Source organism: Bacillus sp. GbtcB14 (assembly GCF_019091205.1).
GTDB lineage: Bacteria > Bacillota > Bacilli > Bacillales > Bacillaceae_G > Bacillus_A > Bacillus_A cereus_AG.
Map to the genome: position 1 here is coordinate 17,133 of NZ_JAGXJT010000018.1, position 23,898 is coordinate 41,030.

The following is a 23,898-nucleotide window of genomic DNA, read 5'->3' on the forward strand; positions in this document are numbered from 1 at the left end:
TCTTTATCCCCCTAGTAACTTACTTCATTGATAACTTTGGCAGGAATACCAACAGCAATACAATTAGATGGCATATCATTTATTACAACAGCTCCCGCTCCAATAATAGACCATTTTCTAACTTTAACACTTGGAATCATAGTAGCTGCAGCCCCTATATGCACACCCTCTTCTATGAGGACAGAACCTGTAAGTGTAGCGCGAGGAGAAATATGCACAAAATCACCTATTATATTGTCGTGCTCAACGACAGAGGCTGTATTTATAATGGCATGATTACCAATTTGAGTATCAGCATTTATCACTACATTGGGCATGACGACTGTGCCGTTTCCTATCTTAGCACTTGGACTGACAACAGCCGTTTTATGTATTAACGTGATGTAAAATTCGTCTAACAAACGTAATTTTTTGACAATTCCCCTTCTAACTTTATTATTCCCTATCGCGATAACAAACTTTATTTGATGAAAATAATTAATCATATCGTGAGCAGTTGAAATCGGCCCAAAATAAAGATTATCTACAGTAACTATATTTTCATATCGATCATCTAAATATCCAATGATTTCATATTCATTGTTTGATAAAATAATATCCTGTATAACCTTACTATGGCCGCCTTGTCCAATAATTGCAATTTTCATTTCCCCTCCCCCCTTACAGTCGATTTTGCACCCGTAAAACGCTCCATTGTTACATGACCAACTTGATTTATTCCTTCTGATTTAAACACTTTTATTACTGTCAGAAATAATATTTTCATATCGAGTAAAAAAGATTGATTATTTACATACCATACATCTAATGCAAATTTTTTTTCCCAAGTAATCGCATTTCTCCCATTCACTTGAGCCCACCCCGTAATTCCTGGTTTTACATGATGTCTTTTCACTTGTTCATTAGAATATAAAGGTAAGTATTCCATTAACAATGGCCGCGGTCCTACTAAACTTAGATCACCTTTTACAACATTTATAAGCTGTGGTAATTCGTCTAAACTGTATTTTCTAAGAAATTTCCCAAATGAAGTTAATCTAACTTGGTCAGCTAACAACTCACCCTTACTATCTCTTGCATCAGTCATTGTACGAAATTTGTAAAGATAAAATGCTTTTCCATATAGACCTGGACGCATCTGCTTAAATATAATTGGAGAGCCTAACTTAATTCTAACTAAAATAACTACTATAATAATAGGCAATGAGAGAATTAATAAGAATGACAAAGAAACTAACAAATCAAAAAATCTCTTCATATATAATTATACTCCTCATTCAAACTTTTTAGGGTATCTTCCAAAACCATATCAATACAATATATAAAAGCAAACAGCTTATATATAATAAGGATTACTTAAATTTAAGTACCTGTTTTCTGCCATCAAGTACTTCCAAATCCTCATTAAAAACGTAAGTATGGGTACCTTTGTTCCTCTTAAAAATACTTGGAGTAATCTCTTTAATTTTCTTTTCTCTATATGAATCTTCATTAAGTATTTCAATTTCATTCAAATTGACTGAATATCCATAAGAAAATAAACAATTTTGTGATGGTCTAATTAATTTATCCTCGTGAACAAATATATTACCAGCAGGCCGAGCCGATTTTGCATCAGAAACTATAGGATTCAATGGATGCGACACCCATTGACCGAATAAAGAATCTGAATGAAATAAATATAACTCATCAAGTGAATTTCCATTAGTAAAAATATTAGTAAACAACCAATACTTACCATCATGTTGAATAATTGTTGTATCAACCGCTTTCACATTCTCCATCAATACTTTTTCAATTTCCCACTCATACGGAAAATTTGTTGCTCTATATAGTTCTATTGTTTGATTACTTGATGTCTCAGGTATCATATAAATCTCTCCACCATCTTCTATTAAGAAAGGATATGATAAGTGATACGGTTTATCTAAAACAGTAGTAGGTTGTGAAACACTATTTGATTCAATATCCACTTCGACAAACGCAATATTCCCCTTACCCTCGCTGTATATATAATCTTCGAAAAAAATGTAATTTCTTTTATTTTTTTCGATAACAAAAGGATCCGCATAAAACCTGCTTAACGGAGCCTTAATAATATGAAATTTACTACATTTCTCTTTTCTATTTTTAAATGCTATAAACCAATGTTCCATAAATAACCTGGATTTTAATTTGTGTATAGCAAGCCGAGAAATAAAAGGAATCATCTGAAAATTCGTTGGATATTTATCTAGACGCTCATTAATCAATGAAGGTTGATTATATGTATCTAAATTTGTAATATACAACCATCCTTTTTTGTATAAATCAAAAAGCCTTCTCAAAACAATATCTTTAACTTTCCAATACAATTGATTGCGGTTAAAAAATAAAGATTCAACATTCAGTGAAGACATCGCTCTATAAATAACCTTGTGATTTTCAGGCTTACTCGCTAAAATTTGCAGCCTAGTTTCTAGCGCTATTTTCCTGCTAGCCATCTCCCAAAAAGCTTCTACTCCTTTTCCATTAAAACAGTACGACCATATTCCGTATCTTGCAATATTTATTATCTCACCATGAAATGCATCAAATCCTAACTTTATAATAACATCTAACTGCTCATCCCTAATTACATCTAAATCTGAATCAGAAAACTCATTATTTAACCCTTGTTTTTTAGGCTTTATGGTTAAAATTTTACAGCCATATTCGGATAGCAAAGATTCCATTTGAACCTGTTTAAATGCATTATGTTTAACGTATTTACTATAATAATTATAATCCCATCTTAAATATTCAGAATACAACGATACCTTATTCGCGTTCTGCTGATAAACATTTTGTTTCTCTCCCCTTTCATTGCCGTTAATAAGCACAGTAGCAAGCTCTAAAAATTCAGTATGAACTATATCATAGATCATTTTTTCAATCCAACTACTAACAACCAGTGAATCTAACATGATGCCAATTTTCAAACGATGCTGTTTGTTTGCATTTAACATATTATAATCTCCTACCTCTCAGTAGTTAATTTTTAAGTATAACCCACCACACTAGTTCGTTTACAATCATAAAAATTATAAATTCTCCCTCTAACTAACATACCAAGCAATCTTATTTTTAGAGATTAAATAATTCTAAAAAAATATATATTAGGTCATTCTATAACATGATATATAGGGCAAATTCCACCTACTTTACATATAGTAAATAACGCTCATTGTTAGTAACTATGTATCCAGCTTCAACTATATTTAGAATTTTCATATATGCATTCCTCCCAAAGTTATTTTTCAAAAAATATTCTGCTTGCCTAAAATTTCATAGATTTTTATGTTTGCAAACAAAAAAACAGCTCAACTTGTTTATTGAACTGTTTCCAATAGAGAATTTTATATATTTATTAAAAAATAATGTTGTGTTAAACAAATTATTTCAAGCAAATAGATTTATGTTAATACCAAATTATCTATCAACATCGTACTTTTCGTTATATCGGTCGAAACATTATTGAATATACACCTTGCTATTACCATTGTTTTTTCTTTAGTTAACCAATGCAAAGCAATTGAAGTGTTTTCAAGGTAAGAAAGTGTGATGGTCGAAGTATTTTCATTGTCTGCTTTCCTAATAATAGAGTTTAAAAATGTACTTCGAGTGTTTAGCACATTCCCATCAAAATTCAAGGCAACATTTTGAAATATACAATTATCTATATTTACCTTTCTCTTATACTTTACATCATTACTACCTAGAGCCATATCTCCTCCTATTATTGAAGTTTTCACCTTCATAAATTTCCCATCACTTATATTACAGCACTCTAATCGTGTAGGACCTTCTATTACAGTTATCCCTTCCACTACATTAGGTCTACCTACATAGTTTTCAGGTACTCCAATTGTCAAACCATAATTTTTTACTGTAAGATTTTTAATAACACCTCCTGTTAATGTAATATCGACACCACTATCTACTGGATTATTACTCCATTCTTTTTCAATCATAATATTAGAAATGTAACATCTACCATAATCATATCGACTAATATTAAATCCTGAAATACCTAAATCAGTTATAGTTACTGGAGTTCCATTCAACATTTCAGACACTTGAAAACTTGTTTCAGTTACATTTATAGCGTAATACAACTTATCCACGCTAATTCCGATAGGAACTTTACCAATCCACTGCTCGAAACAAATTTTAGCTCCATTCCCCATCCCGTGCGGCTTACTAAAAGTAAATGTACTAGTAGTGATATCTATCGTAGGTGTTCCAAAATACCCTAAAGAACTATATCCATAAAATTCACCATTCTTTATTTGACAATTTTGAACCACTGCACCTTGAACATCCATTAATTTTACACTACCTTTATTACAGACAACTCCATTAACAAAATTATCTCCCTTGATAACAAATTCACACTCGATGAATGTATTATTCAGGTATTTTACATACCAGTTATTTTGGTATGAACTAACTCCTCCAACATTCGGACCTTCAAATGTGTTAGTTTCTACAATCACATTTATACCATCAGCATTTACAAAATGCCCTCTAGCGTTAGAGTATATATGATTATTAAAAATATATATTCTAGTATTCAATTCCAATCCCGACTTATTTAACTCTGGTCGCCAGGTTGGTATATTCGTTTCAGACCACATAGATTCAATATCAATACCAAACATTGGAGCAGTACCATCTACTGTAACGTCATCATCAGCTTTTCCAATATGGTGTATTTTATTACTTGAAATATAAATATCATTTGAGCCAGTAAGAGAAATCCCTTGTCTCCTACAGTGGTGAAGATTACAACTATGAATATAAATATACGATCCCATGTCCTCTTGGATATAATCAGACGAATTAAGCTTATACTCTAACCAAGCTGTAATAATAGCATCACCTGTACAATTACTTATTTCTACATTATTTATTACAATGTTGTGTGAACCGTTTATTTGTACCCCATGTCCCCACTCATGAGTCCAATTCTGATTATCAACCTTCGCATTAATTTGCTCAATTTGAGTGTCACTTAATGGTGAAGACGTTATATCAATTACAAAAATTATCTTATTAGCATCTTTTATAGACGCGAACCACCCTCGACCAGTTGGACTCGCTGGAGCAAATCCACCATTATTCCTACTCCCAACTAACGTACTATTAGAAATAATATCTTTATACTGGTAAAAACTATACCCCGTAGCAACTACACCAGGGATAGACCACAAGCGAAAATTTTGTAAAAGACCAGAATTTTCATACCTATCTACTATTTCACTACGAATAAAATTAGGATTATTATTTAATGAGCCATCGACATTTATTCCTCCCCTAACAAACTTCACTCCTAATTCATACTTATGTGTCTTTTTATCTCCAACTATTTTCCCACCAGAAATCTTAACATTTTTAACACCTTTCACCTCAAATATACTATACCAAGGAGATGAATTAGCTTCTAATTCTAATATGCATCCATCCATCATTTCAAAATGCATATCACTTTGCAGAACAATACACGTGAATGTTATCGGATCAATCTTCAACTTATATGTGCCACTTGACAATACTACGTGATTATACCCTTGAGATTTAGCCCAAACTAACGCATCATTTATCCCTTTTGTAGTCTCATATGAATCAGTTCCATTACTTTTAATATTCCATCTATCTAATTCCAATACGTAGGAGTTTGAAACGCTTTCTGTCATTGGAAATGAAAGTGCCTTGGGAATCCACTTCAATGTTGTACTATCATAAACTAACACATCATTATGAGTAGGAAACTTGGTTGTCAAATCTAAATCATCAAGATCATCAAGATTCACTCTTATAGACATTTTCAATTTACACCCCTTTATTACTTTTATATATCTTATGTAATAAGGGATGAAATAGATTTGATTTCTTTATAGATAAATTCTTCATTTTTTATCACTCTTATTAAGTTTGAATAGTACATATACTAAATTACGGAAATTTTAGACATGAAATTTATAAAAGATTTTTTTATTTTCTTCTTTCTATACATTTGCTCACCTAATTCATATAAATATTTTATATTTTTATTTTTTATAGCATTTAAATATTCTTCTGAAAAATATTTCAAAGAACCTTCGTTATTTAAACATTCTATGACGTTATCATTAGAAACATATAATTGTATTTGTTGCATAATCTCAGATGTATTCAAATTACTACTAAACAAATTGTATAAACAAGTTTTAAAAGTATTTAATAGCATAATACTAATACCGTTGTGTTCTATTCGCTTCGTATCTAAATAAAATTCATCAATAACTTCCTTTTGAATTTTATAACCGTTGACCATATCATTAAATAAATGAGGCATATATTTACTTGTAAGCCCACCGTGTCTATAATAATATAAAGGTTTATCAATAATTTTTACCCTGTTTGCTTTTATGAACATTTCTAAATTATAAAAGAGATCTTCACCTAAAAAACAAATTCTATCTAGATACTTTCCACTATTTTCAATCAACTCTTTTTTATATAACTTTGCACATAATGATGGTGGAAAAGGATGTCCCCAAAAGTATGCCACTACTATATCTCTTTTTATTTCGTTCTTATCATAAATCTTATTCCCACTGAAATATCTACTTTTATTTTTCTTCTTAATTAACATGCTATTCCCTAAGACTTTATACATGTTACATACAGTAACATCTGCGTTACTCTCCATAGATTGATAATATAACTCCTCAACCATCTTCTTATCAATCCAGTCATCTGCATCAACAAACATTATATAGTTAGAATTCGAAGCTTCTATTCCTTTTCTTCTAGTCGCGATACTCCCCTCATTTTTCTTGTCTATTACAACTATTCTATTATCTTGTTTTTCATATTTCCTACATATATTTAAACTGTTATCTGAAGAACCATCATTTACTAAAATCAATTCATACTCTTTAAATGTCTGCTTAATAATAGATTTTATACATTTATCAAGTTTTTTCTCAGCGTTATAAATAGGTACTATTATACTCAGCTGACTCATAAACTTCTCCTTTCTCTTTACTTAAAACATTTCTTATTTGCGTTTCTCCATAATTAAACTTAAAGAACTAATTTAGTTTTTATGATGTATCATAAAAATCTGTTATATTGTAAACACGAAAAATTTCACAATAAAAAAAACATTATGCTATTTTTGTACATAACGCTTTTTTCTATACAATTATTATTTTCAACATATTTACTCATAATACACCTTTTCTTTATTCCAGATAGATTTTAAAACCTATATTTCTCTTATATTTAAGCACACCTTACAATAAATTAAATTTACTCACTATATATCTGACCTTTTCATAAACAACATCCTTTCAGAATAAATAACCTTGATAGAACTTCTTCACAATAAGAAATGCTCCCTTTAATCTAATAGTTTTAGCTGTCTATCTTATATGTCTTTTTTTTATTTAATTTTAATCTTTTTAGCAATGTCCTAATTACATCGTTAATAATCCCTGATAGGTATTTAAATTCATTTGTTTTATAAAAAACAAATACATAAATTAAATTCGGAATTACCAAACAAACAATACCTCTTAATAGTAATGTTAAGAAATTATCTGACGTTATAAAGTTACATATAAAACTAGTTAGTAGATAGGATCCTATACCTACAGTTACATAATACACATATTTCCAAAAGTAATCCCTTACAGGTTTATGAAATACATTTTTATATACTAGATAAGGCGTAATCCAAAAAGGAACAGCTAGTGCACTTACAAAAGTCCCAACGAACACACCTACAATACCAATATATTGAACCAAAACAATAGAAATAATAAGATTCATGGCAGCTTGACATAAAGGAGCATATCTATCTTCATGAAAGATTCCGGATGTTGTTTTCACTGTAGTTATCGAATTTCTCATACCTCTTTCATAAAACATCATCATCAATATCATTAGTACCCCTTTACTCATTAAAAATTCTGAGCCTAACCATAAAGTAATAAAAGGTTCTATCATAATATATAGAGCTATAGTAAAAAATGAGTATAACCAAAAATTTAGAAGCATATATACTTTATATACGCTGTAAACTTTATCTATACTTTCGTTCGCTACTAAATTTCCTACACTATGATAGATATTATTAAAAATTTGATTAATAAAAGTCCTACAAATTTCAATTAACATATTGTAATTAGAATACAATCCCACTGCTGCAACACTTACAAATGAAGATATCATAATATTATCAGTCCCAAATATCAGATAATTCCCTATATTTTGCAATACAATAGCTTTTACATTTTGAACAATGTTTCTTTTTGTCTCACTATCTAATTTACTTGATGCTTTATTCTTCAAATATGGATACATTTTGTTCACTAGAGTAGATAAGAAAATAGAGGTGATAATTGTTATGATACTGTCTATTACCAAATATAAAATATAATTTTTTGTAAAATGCAGTATTCCTATTTTTAAACAAGTAGATACAATTGATGATATCGAATAGATTCCTATCACAATGTATCCCTTCTGACAAACATTTAAAAAGGTGCTTTTATGAACATACAAATATGGCAGAACTGTATTCAGCAAAAAAATCCCATATATCAAATAAATATCTTTCACGTTCGAATCTTTAATAAAATATTGAAGAAATGGCATGATAGATAATCCCAATAACAATACAATTAAAGCTATTATCATATAGGCTTTTCGATAAAAATTCATCAACATCTTGACTTTTGTTTGATCGTTATCGGCTACTGGCTTATAAAGGCTATACATAATACTAGCCCCTATTCCTGCCTCCGCCAATGTTAGCATAGACAATATATTTGTGATCAGTCCATTTATTCCTAAATACGTAATACCTAAACTATTTATGAATACCGTTCTTGAAACAAAACCTAACAATGTAATAATTATTTGGTTTCCTAGACCAGCAACTATATTAAAAATAGAATTTTTTACTCTCATATTTTCTCCAGGTTTTTTCATATTTTTCACCTTAGTTTAGCTAAGTACAAGCTAGAAAAATACAGTTTGGACAATTAAGGAATCTTTATACTCAAATATACTTCCGCTGATAATTAAAAATATCCACCTCTGACTTCTATTGTGTATTAGTAATCTCGATATTTCTAAATTTCACTAGCTTTATTAATAACAATTACCAAAAAACTTTTTGCAATTTTCTATTTTTATTTATTCATCATATCCAAAATCGCACTCTAATTCCTTTCTTATTACCTCTATCTGTCGTTGAGTTTTATACGGCCAGTACGTATCATATATAGGTTTAACTTTCATAAACTTCTTATGTTTTTCTAAATAATCCGATGTCTTTTCTATTATCTTAGCTGGATTTCCTGCAACTACACTATTATCAGGTATATCTTTTGTTACAATTGATCCAGCAGCAACTATAACATCATTTCCTATTTTAACATTACATAAAATCAGACTATTGTATCCTATAAATACTCTATCTCCAATCTTAACTTTTCCTATTTTAGATTTTCCAAAATAGAATTTTGTACTTGCATCATGAGCTAATATAGTACTATTAGTTATAGTTACATCATTTCCTACTTCTACAAGCCAACAATGTCCATAATCTATATGGCTATTAAAAAAATTAAAATTCCTTCCATATATTAATCCTCTTTCTCTTAATATTTCTAGTTCTGATTTAGGATTTAACTTGTTTCTTATCCTAACCTTTAATGATGTTATAATTCTTTTTATCATGTATAATCACCTATTTATATTCTTATATTTATATGAATTTATCATTCTAATACAAAAACCTTGGGTGAAAGGCAGAATATTAAATAACAAAGAATATACACCTATATCCTTTGTATCCCCTTGAGAAAAATCAACCACTCCGTTTCTTCTTGTTACCTTCATTAAATAATTTATAGCTTTATCAGCACTTTCTAAACATTCGTTCGAAATCCCCCCTATTTTTGATGCACTTAACATAAACCATCCTAACGTAGCTGTAGCAGAAGAATCTGGCCTACATTCACTCCTAGTTACAGTCCAATTCCAGCTTCCATTTTCTTGTTGAAAACTCATAACACTTTTTGCAAATGTTTTGATATATTCTTCTAATACAACCTTATATTCATTATCTTGTGGTAAATCACTCCAAGTATCTATAAGGCCAATTGCAAACCATCCCATCCCTCTTCCCCATCCATATAAACCAACAGGTATTTTATTATCTAACCTATATGCATGACTTGGAATGTATATATCTAATATTCCATATCGTTTATACTCTGTAATTTGCTTTATCGCTAGTTCTATACACTCATTTTTATTATACCGAGTACCATAAGCAACCAAAAAAGGACATATAAAACCTATAGTATCTACATACCTGTAGCTTGACATAGACTTCCTATATTCGACTGTACCATCTTCACCTATATGTCTTTTTATCATTTCCCATGTATCATCAAATGCATTTCTATATTTATCAATATCTATAAACTCTAATTTCATAACGGCATAAGCAAGTATTACTCCATCTACATGCTGAGGCTTAGTTTTCCATTGACCATTGTGATTAAATTTTGAATTTAAAAGTTTTATAACTTCATTTTCAACTCTCTTATCATCATTATGGTTCAAATATTCAGCCAAGCCTAAGACTAGTGCCGCTTCTTGCCAATGCTGTATAACACTTTTCGTATAATTCCCCTTCAACATATCTATTACAACTAACCTTGTATTATCAGTTACTTTGATCTTGGGCGTTTTATCGAGCCACTGTATACCTTTACTGGTTATTGCTGTATTCCATTTATCCTTATCTGTAAATCTTCCTATTTTTATCCTGCCCAACCAATCCTTCCATATAGGAATTAAATCAATCAGTATAATAACTGTTATAATGCCAAGTAATACAAAACTTACTACTTGCATAACCATAGTATTACGCCCTCTCTATACTACCCAAATAGTGTATATAATTTTTCTATCTCGGACTCGGTTCCTAAATGTTCTTTCGATAAATTACTGATTAATTTAATTCTTAATTCCTCATTGTCTATTAATTTCTTAATTCCTTCTGATATTGCATGAGGATCCATCTCTACAATAATTCCGTTCTCTTTATTTTTTATTTGATCTTTTGCTGTACTGAAATTTGTTATTACTATTGGTTTATGTAAAATTTTCGCTTCGTCTATTGCAATCGATTTCCCTTCAAATCTAGATGGTTGGACATAGATATTTGCTTCTCTTATATACGGATATGGATTCTCTTTAATTCCTAACAGAATAAATTTTTCTTCAAGGTCATTTTCTTCTATCATTTTTTCTAAATTAGCTCTTTCTTCCCCTTCTCCAACGACATACCATGTTATTTTATAACCATCCCCCTCCAATTTCTTACATGCTTCTATCGCCATTTCAAACCCCTTTTGATAGTTCAATCTTCCTACCGAAACGATCTTTATTCCTTTATCCTTCATATCTACCCCCTCTAATGACATTTTATTTATCATATTCGAGGATACTATATTATGCATAATTTTTATTTTTCTCTTATACATGGGGAATCTTTCTGTTAGGACATTTGCACATTCTCTTGATACAGTAACTATGTTATCTAACTTATCAAAGTACCTAGTATCAATCTTTGGATCCATACCTAACTCATCATAATCATTGTGTATAAATCCAATTTTCTTTTTTGCTTTTACCTTGTCTACACAAAAATACACAGGATTCTTTTCAAGATAGCCTATCGCTACATCATAGTTTTTTTCTATTCCCCTTAAAGATTTCGAAATATATCTCCAAATCATCTGCTCACATCTTACTCCATTCTGCTCACTTTTAAATATGTACCCTGCACACAATCTTGCTAAAGCTATATCCATTCTTCCTTTTTTGATGCAATCCATAATAGCTGTTTTTATAGGCATATCAAAATATCGATACTCATAAGGCTCCTCTAACAAATTCACTTGTTTAGGTATTTTTCTAAAAAATAACCCTTCATGTTTAAATAAAAACAAATCCACACTATACTTTGAATAATCTATCGTTTCTAATAAAGAAATTAATGCCTTTTCTGCCCCTCCACAATTTAAATTATTTATTACAAACAATACATTTTTTTTCATACGCCCCACCAGTTATAAAATTTTATATAGCTTATATATTTCTTCTTCAGTTCCTAAGTTTTCTTTAGATAAGTTACTTTCTAATTTTCGTTTCAGTTTTGTATTCTTTATAAGCTTTTCAATTCCATTTACAATAGCTTCTGGTTTCATATCTACAATTAGGCCATTTACTTCATTTTCAATTTGATCTTTTGCCGTACTGAAATTGGTAACAACTATAGACTTATTCAATATTTTAGCTTCATCAATTGCTATGGATTTCCCCTCATATCTAGATGGTTGAACATAAATATCAGCTTTTTTTAGAAATGGATATGGGTTTTCTTTAAGTCCTAATAATACGAAATTCTCTTTCAGTCCGTTACTCTCTATTAAGTTTTCTAATGTTTTCTTTTCTGTTCCCTCACCCAAAACATACCATCTTATTCTATAGCCCTTGTTCACTAATAGCTTACAAGACTTTATTGCAATATCTATGCCCTTTTCATGACTTAACCTAGCCAAAGTAATAATATTTGTGTAATTGTTATCACATATAAAACCTTCTAATTTTCCGCTATCGGATAACTGATTAATAGTCTTAGGAGAAACGATATTATATATGACTTTAACTTTGTGTTTTAAATGTACAAATCTTTTTTCTAAAGATTTCGCACATTCTTCCGAAACAGTAATTATATTATCTAATCTTTCAAAGTATGAATAATCAAAATGACAATCCATCCCTGAGTTCGAGTAGTTTGTGTGTATCCATCCAAATTTCTTGTTTGCTTTTACTTTATCAACTACAAAATATATAGGCGATTTTTCAAGATATCCTATCGCTACATCATACTCTTTCTCCAAAACTTCAAATGACTTATTTAAGTATTTCCACGTATACTGCTCTGAAATCGTAGAATCATTTACAATCCTATTCTTAATAAAGAACATAAATCTAGAATAAGCTAAGCTGATTTGTCCATTTTTAAGAAAGTTTACTATCGAGTTAGTTAATCCCTTTGTAAATACTTTATAATTTGCAGGAAAATGCAATATATTTACTTCTTTCGGTATTGAGTTTAAAAACACTCCAGTTTTATTAAATAAAAATAAATCCACATCGTATACTTTATAGTCTATTTGTGATAATAGATTTACTAAGCTTTTTTGTCCACCACCGGCAGACAAACTCGGCATAACAAATAATAAGTTTTTCTTCATAATATACCTCAGATTAGTTAACTAAGTCATATAAATATTCAACTGCTTTATATGACCTTTTTTTTATAATCGGTATCGATTGCTGTAGTTTTTGTTTTATTTCCTCTTCTTTCTCTACCATTTCATCAAATACAGCTTTTAGCGTTTCGCAATTAGAAATTTCTTCAATATTCAATACTAATTTTTCTTCTCCAAAAAGATCTTTTGCTATTCCTTTAGACTTCACGCTGTACCCTAATACTATGGTTGGCACGTAATTTGAATACGCAGCTATCGTCGCGTGGGTTCTCGCTCCTATAAAGAACCTCATTCTTGTTATATACCCCTTATATTGTATTGCATTTAAGTTGTCTGGTAATATAATCACCCTACCTGTATCTTTAAATTCATCATAATATTTATAGAGTACCTCATAATCATTGTTTCCATCATCTATAACATGCGGTGTAAAAGCAATTGTCATGTTAGTAGAGTTTAATATATGATTTATAAGGTTGCTTACTGCTACTTGAGATTTCTTATTTCTACTCCATACAATCGGGCTAAAATTAAGCCCTACTGTATTTCCCTCTTGCCATCCTGCGGGTAACTCTAATTCTTCTTTTTCCATAGTAAATGCTGGATCTGCACATAGCTCAACATTATTTAACCCCTTATTTTTTAACATGTTATAAGTAAGAGTTTCACGAGCTAATATTAAATCGAATAATTTTAAATCTTCCAACTTCTTTTCAGACATATCCTCTTCTCCTATCGAACAGCCCCATAATACCAGCTTCTTTCCCTCTTCTTTCACCCTCCTATCAATTTCATACCATCCAGGTTGCTCTCCATAACAATAATTGTCCCCTCCTATCGATAAACATACGTCCACATTTTTTATATGTTTGATAATATTTTTATGAATTACACCCAATGCATAAGATTCATCATTAAAAAACTTCAATTTAAGTGCAGATAATAACCAATTATAGGAATATTTCTTTATACTAAGACTGGATCCATCATATATACCATCCAACTTACTTATTAATTGATCCGATTCTGGCCTACCCGATACTAAATAAACCTTCGTTTCATCCATTTTTTCTTTTATGATATTAGTAGATGAACGAACTATAGCTTCACATCCTCTATTAAAACTACCATCATGAGCAAACATCATAATCTTCATATTTGTGAGCTCCCCACTATTGTTTATTTTTATATCTACTATATGACGTAGCACAATATAGTCCAATAGTTGATTTTATTTTTATTAAACTTATAATAAATTTCTCATACTTTCCCAACGTATAATAAACATTACTATAATATATAGGTAATGCCTCCCTTACATATCTATCTTGTATCATATTTTTTACATATTGATACCTTTTTTTAAAATCCATATCTTTACACGGTTGAAAATAAATATGTACGTAAGACATCAAACTATTTATAAGTTTTATCGCTTGCAATTGTCTTACCTTTGTATCATCCATGTTAATGAATAATTTCGACATATCCATCTTATACACTTCCACAGCCCTCTTAAAATAATCCTTTTCTAATATATTTCTAGTCGCACTCCCTTTCACTTCTCTATAAGAATATCCCGTATAATCTATATATTTAACTTTTTTCGCATTATTAAAAAATAAAATATTAAACATCCCATCCTCACCTAATTCCACCTTTTCCGGGAATTTTATATTCTTTTCCTTTATTGTATTAGTTCTATATATTTTATTTACAGCAGTATTTAAATTATCTGTTCTGAGAAAATACGGTAATAATTCTTGTTCTATAAAATCTTTCTTTAATACAATATCTTTTGGAAACGAATATTTTGTTATTATTTTATGTCCTTCAATTTCTTCTTCAAAATTCGATATAACTGCATCACAATTATCTTTTTTTGCCGTTTTATATAAAACTTCATACATATCTTTTTCTACATAATCATCAGCATCCATAAATCCAATGTATTCTCCCCTTGCAGCAGATAAACCTATATTCCTTGCAATGCTCACACCTTGATTTGTTTGATTTATAATCCGCATCCTTTTATCCTTTTTTTCGAAATATTCGATAATTACCTGACTATTATCCTTAGATCCATCATTTACAAATATGAATTCACATTCTTGAAGTGTTTGACTTAAGAGCGACTCGATACATTGAATAATGTATTTTTCTGCATTGTAAACAGGCACTATAATGCTAATTTTCCCACACACACCTATCCCTCCCAATTAACTTTGTTAAAATTACATCGTATAACTCCTCTCAACAATATTTCGGAGGAACTTCTCTATTTTCATCTCATATAATCCCATACAATTTATTCAGCTCATAAATATTATCATGATTTTTCCGTGAGCAATTATTAGACAACTCTTTTCTTATAGCGGAATCCTCATATAACCTTTCGATTCCATCCGCTATTCCCTTAACAGATAGTTCTACAATACATCCATCAATTCCATCTCTCACCTGACTTTTGGCCGTTGTGTAATTTGTAATCATAACTGGTTTTGAAAGAATTTGTGCCTCACCTACTGTAATGGCCTTCCCTTCATATCTAGATGGTTGTACATATAAATCAGCTTCTTGTATATACGGATATGGATTTGTTTGTTTCCCTAACAATACAAAATCTTTCTCTAGTCTCAAACTTTTTATCAAATCTTTTATCTTTGCTTCATCTCCTCCATACCCAACTACATACCAAGCAATATTATCATACCCTTTATCTTTTAATATTTTTAAAGACTTGACAGCATTGTCTATTCCTTTTGCATATGATAGCCTAGCTACTGTGATAATTTTAAATCTTTTATCATGAACCATAGGGTTTTCTATATTTTCCTTTGACATTTTTTTTATGAAATTTGGTGAGGTCAAATTTTCTATTACAACAACCTTATTTTCTAATTCACCATATTTTTTTAGAAAAGAATTTCTACACTCTTCAGATACAGCCACAATGTGATCAAATTCTTTCCACATTTTTACGTCCATCTTTACATCTAACTCTAGATTAGAATAATCTGTATGAATCCACGCAATTTTCTTTCTAGCCTTAATCTTTTCAGCTATAAAATAATGTGGCCATAAATAACTAATTGCTATATCGTACTCTTTCTCCTCTTTAGGAAGAAATGGCAAAGCATACTTCCACATTAATTGCATTTGGTAATATCCAGGTTCTGTTATTTTTTTCATTCTACCTATAACATCAGCATTTACTCTTGATAAAATTCTACTTATTCCAATACGATATTGTTTTTCTTTAAAAATCCCGCTTATTGATTTTCTAAAAGTTGTATACTGTGGAATTTCCTCTAATAGATTCACTTTATTCGTAACCAAGCTCATAAAATCTCCTTTATGTCTATATAACATCAAATCCACCGCATAATTTTCATAATCAAAATTCTCTAACAGACTTATGAGACTTCTTTCTACTCCTCCAATTTCCATATCAAAAGAGGATATTAATATATTTTTCATTATCATCCTCCTAGTTTTTTGAAATTATTTTTCTGATTTTAGCTATATTTTCTCCTCCTATAATTTTAGCTGCTAGTATCTTGATGTTACCTTTCAATCTCACTTTTGGTGATAGCCAACTTTTATAAAAATAATGTATTACATATGTTTTGCCAGTTATAAATTTTCTACAGTTAATATAATCATATGGTGAAAAATATGTTTGCGGATAAAAAGCACCCTCTCCTTCAATTTCTTGATATTCGCCATTCATTATTAATCCTCTGTTTTTCAACATTTCTGTTACAATAGCTACATTCGTCAAATCATCATAGCTTCCATCTTCATTTATAAAACTTTTCTCTTTATATAAGTCTAAAAACATTTTTATAAGTTCATTTTCTTTAGCTGCCCCTATTGTACTAGTAGCTATATAATTTTCTTGTTCAAACCCCCAAAAAGAATCATGGTGCAATAGAGTATCGAAAGATTTGAATACTTCAACATCCGTGTCTAAGTAAATTCCACCAAAGTTATATAATGCATGCAATCGGACATAATCACTAACAAACGCAAACTTTCCTGATTTATAAGCCTCTTGCACATATGGATTATTATTTATATCAAAATTTTTTTCATCCCATTCTAATAGTTCATATTGCGATAAATTCTTTTTCCAGCTATCTATACATTTTTTGACTATGTCAGGTTTTTCTTTTCCCCCAAACCAACAGTAATGTATTATACGTGGGATTTTCATAACGTTTGTCAACATTATTCACCTTCATAAATTATTTATAGGTTAATAAAATTACTCTTATAAACAATTCCAAGAGTAATTACATGTTCATACATAAAATAAATAAAATAAAACACTAATATCAAATAATAAATAATTTTCCGATCTTTTTCAGTGAAAAGTTTTACAACCCATGAAATTAATATTAGTTGATAAAGTCCAAAATAAATGGAAAACCTTGCGAAAATCCAATTCTGCGTTGAAATGAGCATAAAAACAGAACCTAACAAGGCCATATTTACAATATAATCACTATTCGGAAAAATAATCCTTAATTTCTCTCTACCACTGTAAGCAAGTATAAGTGGGATGGAGTCCACTATAACCCTAAGTATATTAGCACCACCTTCATGAAAATCCTTATATTCACCATATTGTGTATCTTCTATAGCCGCAAAGAATAACGTTGAGAATTGATTAAATCCTATAACTATAAGCACTGCTAAAAAAAGAAGTATAAATGTTACTCCCGACCACGCTCTCCTTCTTATTAAAAAATAAACAGGAATAAGTACTAGTGCACTTTGATGAAAAGTTGAAGCAAAGAGTACGATTAACACATACATTTTCCAGTTACCATCAAAAATATATTTTGTTGCCGCAAAAACAATAGCTGCAGCCAAATACTGCCTTATTCCATTCATAGAGACTAAATACATGCCAGATGTTATGTATACATAGAGGCTTATCTCAATTAACCTTGAATATTTATATAAAGTGACTACAATTAATAAATTTGTTATTAGAGCTGTAATAAAAACCATAGCCTGAGGGTCATCCGTGTATCCCTTTAAAATCATTTGAAAAATATTAAATCCCATGTCTTTATTATTTTGGATGTATTCCCAATTAAACTCAGCAACATTATATGCATGCATATAAAAATAAGTATCCCCAATATTATTTCGAAGCCCTGACACTAATACAAGAGATATGACCGCCATCAAAATTAAAAACTGATTTGGCTTTATCAATGTAAGACTATTAGTCACAGGTAAAGCAAAATACCTTGCAAAAAATGCGAGCGTGAATACTATAGCAAGATTCATCCAAAGTATAGTCATTATTATTTCCTCTCATTTACTTACTAAATAAATCTCTATATGTTTACTTTCATTTTTGTTTTCATTGCAATATAACTATAAAGGATAGCCCCAAATGGTATTGCACACAGTGTTAACCCTTTACATGGCGATTCTTGTATAAATCTTTTATTTTTCGCTATGATACTACTAGATACATAATGTATAGCTTGCCTATACTTAAATAATCGATTAGTAAATGGCAATTTCATAAGTTCCTTGCGATAAAATGCAAACCCTTTTGGATTTTTCCGATATTGATTTAGCATATTCATTGATGATCCATCAGCCATGTATTCCACATAACAAAGTGCTTCGTTCATTAGTAACATCTTATACTGTTGATCTAACATATAGTATTTATACGCTAATCCTACATATTTTTCATTTTTAAAAATGGGGTATGGATATTTCCTAATCAATTCCGTGCGATAGACCAATTTTTTATCACCTGTGACACCATATTTGTTATAAAGATCAAAAAGTGTGGAGTATTTAAGATTCTCTGGTAACTTTGAGCCAATTATTTGCCCATTTGTATACAAGTCCAGTCCAATTATTCCACTAACTTCAGTATTTCCATAGCTACCCCAAAAAGAAAGGATTTTTTCTACAGCATCATCTGGCATATAATCATCTGAATCAATACAAACATTTAACTCCGTATCAATCATTTCATATGCTGTATTATGTGCACCATGCATCCCTTGATTTTGTTGCCAATGATACATAATTTTGATATGTTTTCCAGCTATCCAACTATCGACCAATTCTTTTGTGTTATCACTAGATCCGTCATCTATTATTAACCATATAAAATCCTTACATGTTTGACGTTTTAAACTCTCATAACAATTTGTAAGACAATACGCTCTATTATAAGTAGGGGTGAAAATCGTTAACTTCTCCATCTTCCTCACCTCGAAAGCACTGAATAATAGTCTTGAGTTAATTCTGCTGTATGTTTTATATCGTAGCCTTTGTCTAAAAATACTTGAGCTGGTATTTTTCTCGACAAATTACTAATTTCTATATTTTTCATTTTTTCTATCCAAGTCTTTTTATCTGTCAGAGGAACATGTTCAACTAGGTTCATTCCTAAGTCCACTTCTTTCGTAATTGCATCTGATATTATACAAGGTAAACCAACTCCTTGCGCCTCTATGAGAGTAAGTGGTAATCCCTCATGTATGGATGGAAAAACAAATGCATCAAATGCTTGAAGTACCCTCTCTATATCGGCTCGTATCCCAAGAAATCTTATATGATTCTCCAAATTCAATTCCCTTACTTGATTTTCAATTCCCACACGAAGTGGCCCTTCGCCAGCTAATAAAAGCATTGAATTTGGCCTAAATCGAGTTAACTGAGCGAATAATTCTATAAGGTAAGTATGATTTTTTTGATGAGCAAATCTTCCAACATGGCCAATAACAAGAGCGTCTTGCTCAAGTTGTAATTCTTCTCTTACTTGCTTTCTCATTTCTGGACAGAACAAAAATCTCTCACAATTAATTCCATTCTTTAATATTCTAGCTACATCGGCTTTATCCGCAAATAGCCATCTGGCAGCAGCGTTTGAACATGCTAGTAAGTGTGTTGCACATGTATCTATAGATTTCCCTGCATACCATTTATAAATTTTGGCAGCAGTACCACCTTCACTGCTAGTATTATGACTATGCGCAATCCTAACTGGCACCCTCGCTTTTTTAGCTGAACGAAGTACAAAACCGCTCATTTTATCCATATGTGAATGAACGATTTTATATTGTGGATGAGCGTTAAAGAAAGTATCTAGCGCTTTTATATAGCCTCTATGACCAACATCTGTAACGTATGGAATTCGATGAACTTTTCCGCCTAATGTTACTACCTCTTCATCAAATACCCCCTCTTTACAAGTTAAAAAATCAAATTGTACTTTTGAGCGGTCTATATTACGATACAAATTCATAATTAAAGTTTCGGCTCCGCCTCTATTCATATTTACGACTACATGTAATACTCTTAATGGAGCGCCCAATTTAAATCCTCCATTTCATCCATATAACTTGTATAAATTTCTTTTTTCTCTTTCAATACTTCATTAACTGAATATTCATTCGTAATACTAGTACGTCCACACTGTCCAAACCGCGCTTGCAATTTAGTATTTTTAAAAATAGAATTTATCCTTTCAGACATCGTCTTTATGTCATCACGATCTATAATCCAACCATTTTTATTATTAATAATTAACTCCCTATGCCCCCGGTTGTCAGTAGCAATAACCGGAAGTCCACAAGCCATAGCTTCCATAATATTAACTGGTAAACCTTCCCGGTAACTCGATGCAACAGCTAGGTCACACATCTGCAGCAAAGAGGCTATATCATTTCTATAACCAAGAAAGTGCACCATATTACTCACGCCCAGTTGATTCGCTATTTTTTTGCACTCCTTCATTAAAGGCCCTTCGCCAGCCAGTAATAGCTTCGCATGCGGAATTTCATTTTTCAACTGTGCCAACAATCGAATTAAGAAGCTTTGATTTTTGTTCTTATTAAATTCAGCTGCATAAAACATTAAAAAATCTTTAGACTGATAACCATTTTTATGTCTTAGTTGCTCCTTTTCACTTTCAGTAACAGGAATATACCGTTCTATATCCACTCCTACACCATGAACGAGTTTAATATTTCCCGCCTGAAATCGATGTCTTACCGCTAAATTGTAATCTTCCTGATTAATTGTTATGAGACAATCTGTAGTAGTAGCTAAACTTCTTTCGATTGGATAGTATAAAAGCCAATTTATAAACGGCGATCCTTTACAAAAGTGAAATCCATGTGCTGTATATATGACCTTCGTCCCTTCCCTCCGTGCTTTCCGGGCAGCTAGACGAGCAATTGCACCTCCCATAGGCGTATGACAATGAATGATATTATATTTATTTTGATGAATAATTGATTTGAGTTTGTTATATGCATGAAGGTTTTGTATGCTAAGAGGTGATCTTTGAATAGGAATATTATATTTTTCAGTTACATACGGAAGGTGTATATTCCCATTTGCTGCAACGTGTACTTCCCAACCTTGGTCTGCAAACCATTTCAAATACGGTAAATGAAAAGCTTTAAAATGATAATCCACAGTTGCACAAAACAGAACTTTTTTAGACACCATCCCACGCACCCGTCTTATTATAAATTTTTGCCGTTAACCTGATACTGGTATTAGTAGTTTTAAAGTTTTACGCTGATTCACTAAATGTAACAATCGCTTTCTTAGTTCAAACCCATCTAATTCTGTATATTCAGAAATTAATTTTTCTATTTCTTCTATACGAACATTCATTTCTTTCCCTACATAAATTCTTGGGTGGACTTGCTTCTCATTCATTTCATCTGCTTTTAGTAATTCTTCAAAAAGTTTCTCTCCTGGCCGTATCCCCGTAAATTCTATTCCTATTTCATCCACAGAGTTTCCTGACAATCGAATGAGGTTTTTAGCAAGATCCACTATTTTTACTGGTTCTCCCATATCCAGCACAAAAATTTCTCCACCTTTAGCTAAAGCACCAGCTTGTACCACAAGTCTAGATGCCTCCGGAATAGTCATAAAATAACGAACCATATCTGGATGAGTCACTGTAACTGGTCCACCTTTTTGAATCTGCTTCTTAAATAACGGGATAACACTCCCCCTACTTCCTAAGACATTTCCAAATCGTACAGTAACAAACCTTGTATGACTTATTTTATCTTTATGTTGTATTATCATCTCGGCTAATTTCTTTGTCGCCCCCATAACACTCGTTGGGTTCACCGCTTTATCAGACGAAATCATAACAAACGTTCCTACTCCATGTGTTTTTGCCGCCTCTGCTATATTCATAGTCCCAATCAAATTATTTTTAACTGCCTCTTCAGGATTGTTTTCCATCAATGGTACATGTTTATGTGCAGCAGCATGATATACAACATGAGGAAGGTGTTTATTCATTATTAAATGCATCTTCTTTTCATCTTGAATATCTGCGATTTCTGGAATAAACACGCCTTTTTTATCATTATATTTTTCATTTAATTCCATTTCTATTGAATATATACTGTTTTCTCCGTGACCTAATAAAATCAATTTTTTCGGCTTGAATTTCGCAACTTGTCTACAAATTTCTGAGCCTATTGATCCACCTGCACCAGTAACTAAAATGACTTTATCCGTTATATAATCTGAAATGATATCCACATCTAACTCTACAGGGTCTCGCCCTAATAAATCTTCTACTTGAACATCTCTGAATTCATTCACTGAAACTTTACCTGTTACTAAGTCTTCTAACATTGGAAGAATTTGCGTTTTCACATTTGTTTTTAAACAATCTTTTAAAATAATATTTCTATCTTTTTTATTTAACGAAGGAATTGCTAAAATTATCATTTCAATATTCAGTTTTTTAATAACGTAATCAATTTGGTTCATACCACCAATTACCGGAATCCCCCAAATATCAAGATTATGCTTTTTGACATTATCATCAATAAACGCGACTGGCATTAATTCCGTAGCACTATTCTTCAACAACTGTCTCGCAACCATTGTCCCAGCAGATCCAGCACCAACAATTAACGTTCTTTTCTTATCTCCTTTTTTTACATAATAAATATCTCTGTACATTCTCCAAATAAAGCGCGAACCACCTATTAATAAAATATGAATCATCCAAGTAACAACTAACAATCGAAAATACATTTTCCCCATGACTAGTTGCTGCACAGCCGCTGTAGTAAGTATAGAAAATGTAACAACCTTGCATATAATTAGCAATTCTCCTATACTTGCATATTCCAAAGCCTTTTTATACAACTTATAAATAAAAGCAAACAAATGATGACTAACTAATAAAGTGATAGAGCTAATAACTGATGATAAAGTGATAACACTGAAGCTAGCATTTACAAAAAAATAACTAAAAAAAATAGCAGTTAATACTATCAGTGAATCCATTAAAAGTAATAACGATATCCTCCGGCGATACGTCATATAACTTCCTCCTTTAATCAATTCCTTACTTAACTCTTTCAAACTTAAAGTTCCTAACTATATTCTCTTTATTAAAAACACATAGTTAGAAACTTTAATAAAACATGGGCATCTAACCCTTCCTCACATTACACTTTTGACGACTGGCATCTAA

At 30.9% G+C, this 23,898-nt stretch carries 19 protein-coding genes; all 19 read right to left on the minus strand.

The genetic code is table 11. The features are described from left to right. Nucleotides 1-11: 11 nt before the first annotated feature. Nucleotides 12-647, minus strand: coding sequence for an acetyltransferase (locus tag KVT31_RS27365; protein WP_088097382.1), 636 nt, complete (start codon nucleotides 645-647; stop codon nucleotides 12-14). Then, nucleotides 644-1,258, minus strand: a complete 615-nt coding sequence (locus KVT31_RS27370; protein ID WP_088097383.1) for a sugar transferase — start codon at nucleotides 1,256-1,258, stop codon at nucleotides 644-646. The genes KVT31_RS27365 and KVT31_RS27370 overlap by 4 nt, the downstream gene beginning before the upstream one ends. A 94-nt stretch (nucleotides 1,259-1,352) precedes the next feature. Then, the gene (locus KVT31_RS27375; RefSeq protein ID WP_088097384.1) at nucleotides 1,353-2,987 is read right to left on the minus strand and encodes a glucosamine inositolphosphorylceramide transferase family protein; all 1,635 of its coding nucleotides are present in this window, start codon (nucleotides 2,985-2,987) and stop codon (nucleotides 1,353-1,355) included. Between the two features lie 447 nt (nucleotides 2,988-3,434). After that, a complete protein-coding gene (locus KVT31_RS27380) occupies nucleotides 3,435-5,846 on the minus strand; it encodes a right-handed parallel beta-helix repeat-containing protein (RefSeq protein ID WP_088097385.1) in 2,412 nt (803 codons plus the stop codon). A 125-nt stretch (nucleotides 5,847-5,971) separates the two neighbouring features. Then, a complete protein-coding gene (locus KVT31_RS27385) occupies nucleotides 5,972-7,033 on the minus strand; it encodes a glycosyltransferase family 2 protein (protein ID WP_088097386.1) in 1,062 nt (353 codons plus the stop codon). A gap of 392 nt (nucleotides 7,034-7,425) precedes the next feature. Beyond that, nucleotides 7,426-8,985, minus strand: coding sequence for a lipopolysaccharide biosynthesis protein (locus tag KVT31_RS27390; protein WP_088098180.1), 1,560 nt, complete (start codon nucleotides 8,983-8,985; stop codon nucleotides 7,426-7,428). A gap of 228 nt (nucleotides 8,986-9,213) precedes the next feature. After that, complete coding sequence (locus KVT31_RS27395; RefSeq protein WP_088097387.1) at nucleotides 9,214-9,759, minus strand: acyltransferase; 546 nt, start codon at nucleotides 9,757-9,759, stop codon at nucleotides 9,214-9,216. A gap of 6 nt (nucleotides 9,760-9,765) precedes the next feature. Next, a complete protein-coding gene (locus tag KVT31_RS27400) occupies nucleotides 9,766-10,953 on the minus strand; it encodes a glycoside hydrolase family 88 protein (RefSeq protein WP_088097388.1) in 1,188 nt (395 codons plus the stop codon). A gap of 20 nt (nucleotides 10,954-10,973) precedes the next feature. Next, nucleotides 10,974-12,155: a glycosyltransferase gene (locus tag KVT31_RS27405; protein ID WP_088097389.1), complete on the minus strand. Its 1,182-nt coding sequence runs from the start codon at nucleotides 12,153-12,155 to the stop codon at nucleotides 10,974-10,976. Between the two features lie 12 nt (nucleotides 12,156-12,167). After that, nucleotides 12,168-13,358, minus strand: a complete 1,191-nt coding sequence (locus tag KVT31_RS27410) for a glycosyltransferase (protein ID WP_088097390.1) — start codon at nucleotides 13,356-13,358, stop codon at nucleotides 12,168-12,170. A gap of 13 nt (nucleotides 13,359-13,371) precedes the next feature. Continuing rightward, on the minus strand, nucleotides 13,372-14,532 hold the full coding sequence (locus KVT31_RS27415) for a polysaccharide pyruvyl transferase family protein (protein WP_088097391.1): 1,161 nt from the start codon (nucleotides 14,530-14,532) through the stop codon (nucleotides 13,372-13,374). 16 nt (nucleotides 14,533-14,548) lie between these two features. Further along, nucleotides 14,549-15,580, minus strand: coding sequence for a glycosyltransferase (locus KVT31_RS27420; protein ID WP_088097392.1), 1,032 nt, complete (start codon nucleotides 15,578-15,580; stop codon nucleotides 14,549-14,551). 85 nt (nucleotides 15,581-15,665) lie between these two features. Next, entirely contained in the window at nucleotides 15,666-16,856 is a 1,191-nt protein-coding gene (locus KVT31_RS27425; RefSeq protein WP_088097393.1) for a glycosyltransferase, read from the minus strand. 10 nt (nucleotides 16,857-16,866) lie between these two features. After that, nucleotides 16,867-17,610 carry a glycosyltransferase family 32 protein gene (locus KVT31_RS27430; RefSeq protein WP_088097394.1) on the minus strand — a complete coding sequence of 248 codons (744 nt, stop codon included), beginning with the start codon at nucleotides 17,608-17,610 and terminating at the stop codon, nucleotides 16,867-16,869. 20 nt (nucleotides 17,611-17,630) lie between these two features. Then, a complete protein-coding gene (locus KVT31_RS27435) occupies nucleotides 17,631-18,698 on the minus strand; it encodes an EpsG family protein (RefSeq protein WP_088097395.1) in 1,068 nt (355 codons plus the stop codon). 35 nt (nucleotides 18,699-18,733) lie between these two features. Next, on the minus strand, nucleotides 18,734-19,627 hold the full coding sequence (locus KVT31_RS27440; RefSeq protein WP_088097396.1) for a glycosyltransferase family 2 protein: 894 nt from the start codon (nucleotides 19,625-19,627) through the stop codon (nucleotides 18,734-18,736). Between the two features lie 5 nt (nucleotides 19,628-19,632). Then, the gene (locus KVT31_RS27445; RefSeq protein WP_088097397.1) at nucleotides 19,633-20,742 is read right to left on the minus strand and encodes a glycosyltransferase family 1 protein; all 1,110 of its coding nucleotides are present in this window, start codon (nucleotides 20,740-20,742) and stop codon (nucleotides 19,633-19,635) included. Then, nucleotides 20,727-21,884 carry a glycosyltransferase family 4 protein gene (locus KVT31_RS27450; RefSeq protein WP_088097398.1) on the minus strand — a complete coding sequence of 386 codons (1,158 nt, stop codon included), beginning with the start codon at nucleotides 21,882-21,884 and terminating at the stop codon, nucleotides 20,727-20,729. The genes KVT31_RS27445 and KVT31_RS27450 overlap by 16 nt, the downstream gene beginning before the upstream one ends. Before the next feature lie 33 nt (nucleotides 21,885-21,917). Beyond that, nucleotides 21,918-23,744: a polysaccharide biosynthesis protein gene (locus KVT31_RS27455; protein WP_088097399.1), complete on the minus strand. Its 1,827-nt coding sequence runs from the start codon at nucleotides 23,742-23,744 to the stop codon at nucleotides 21,918-21,920. Nucleotides 23,745-23,898 lie beyond the last annotated feature (154 nt).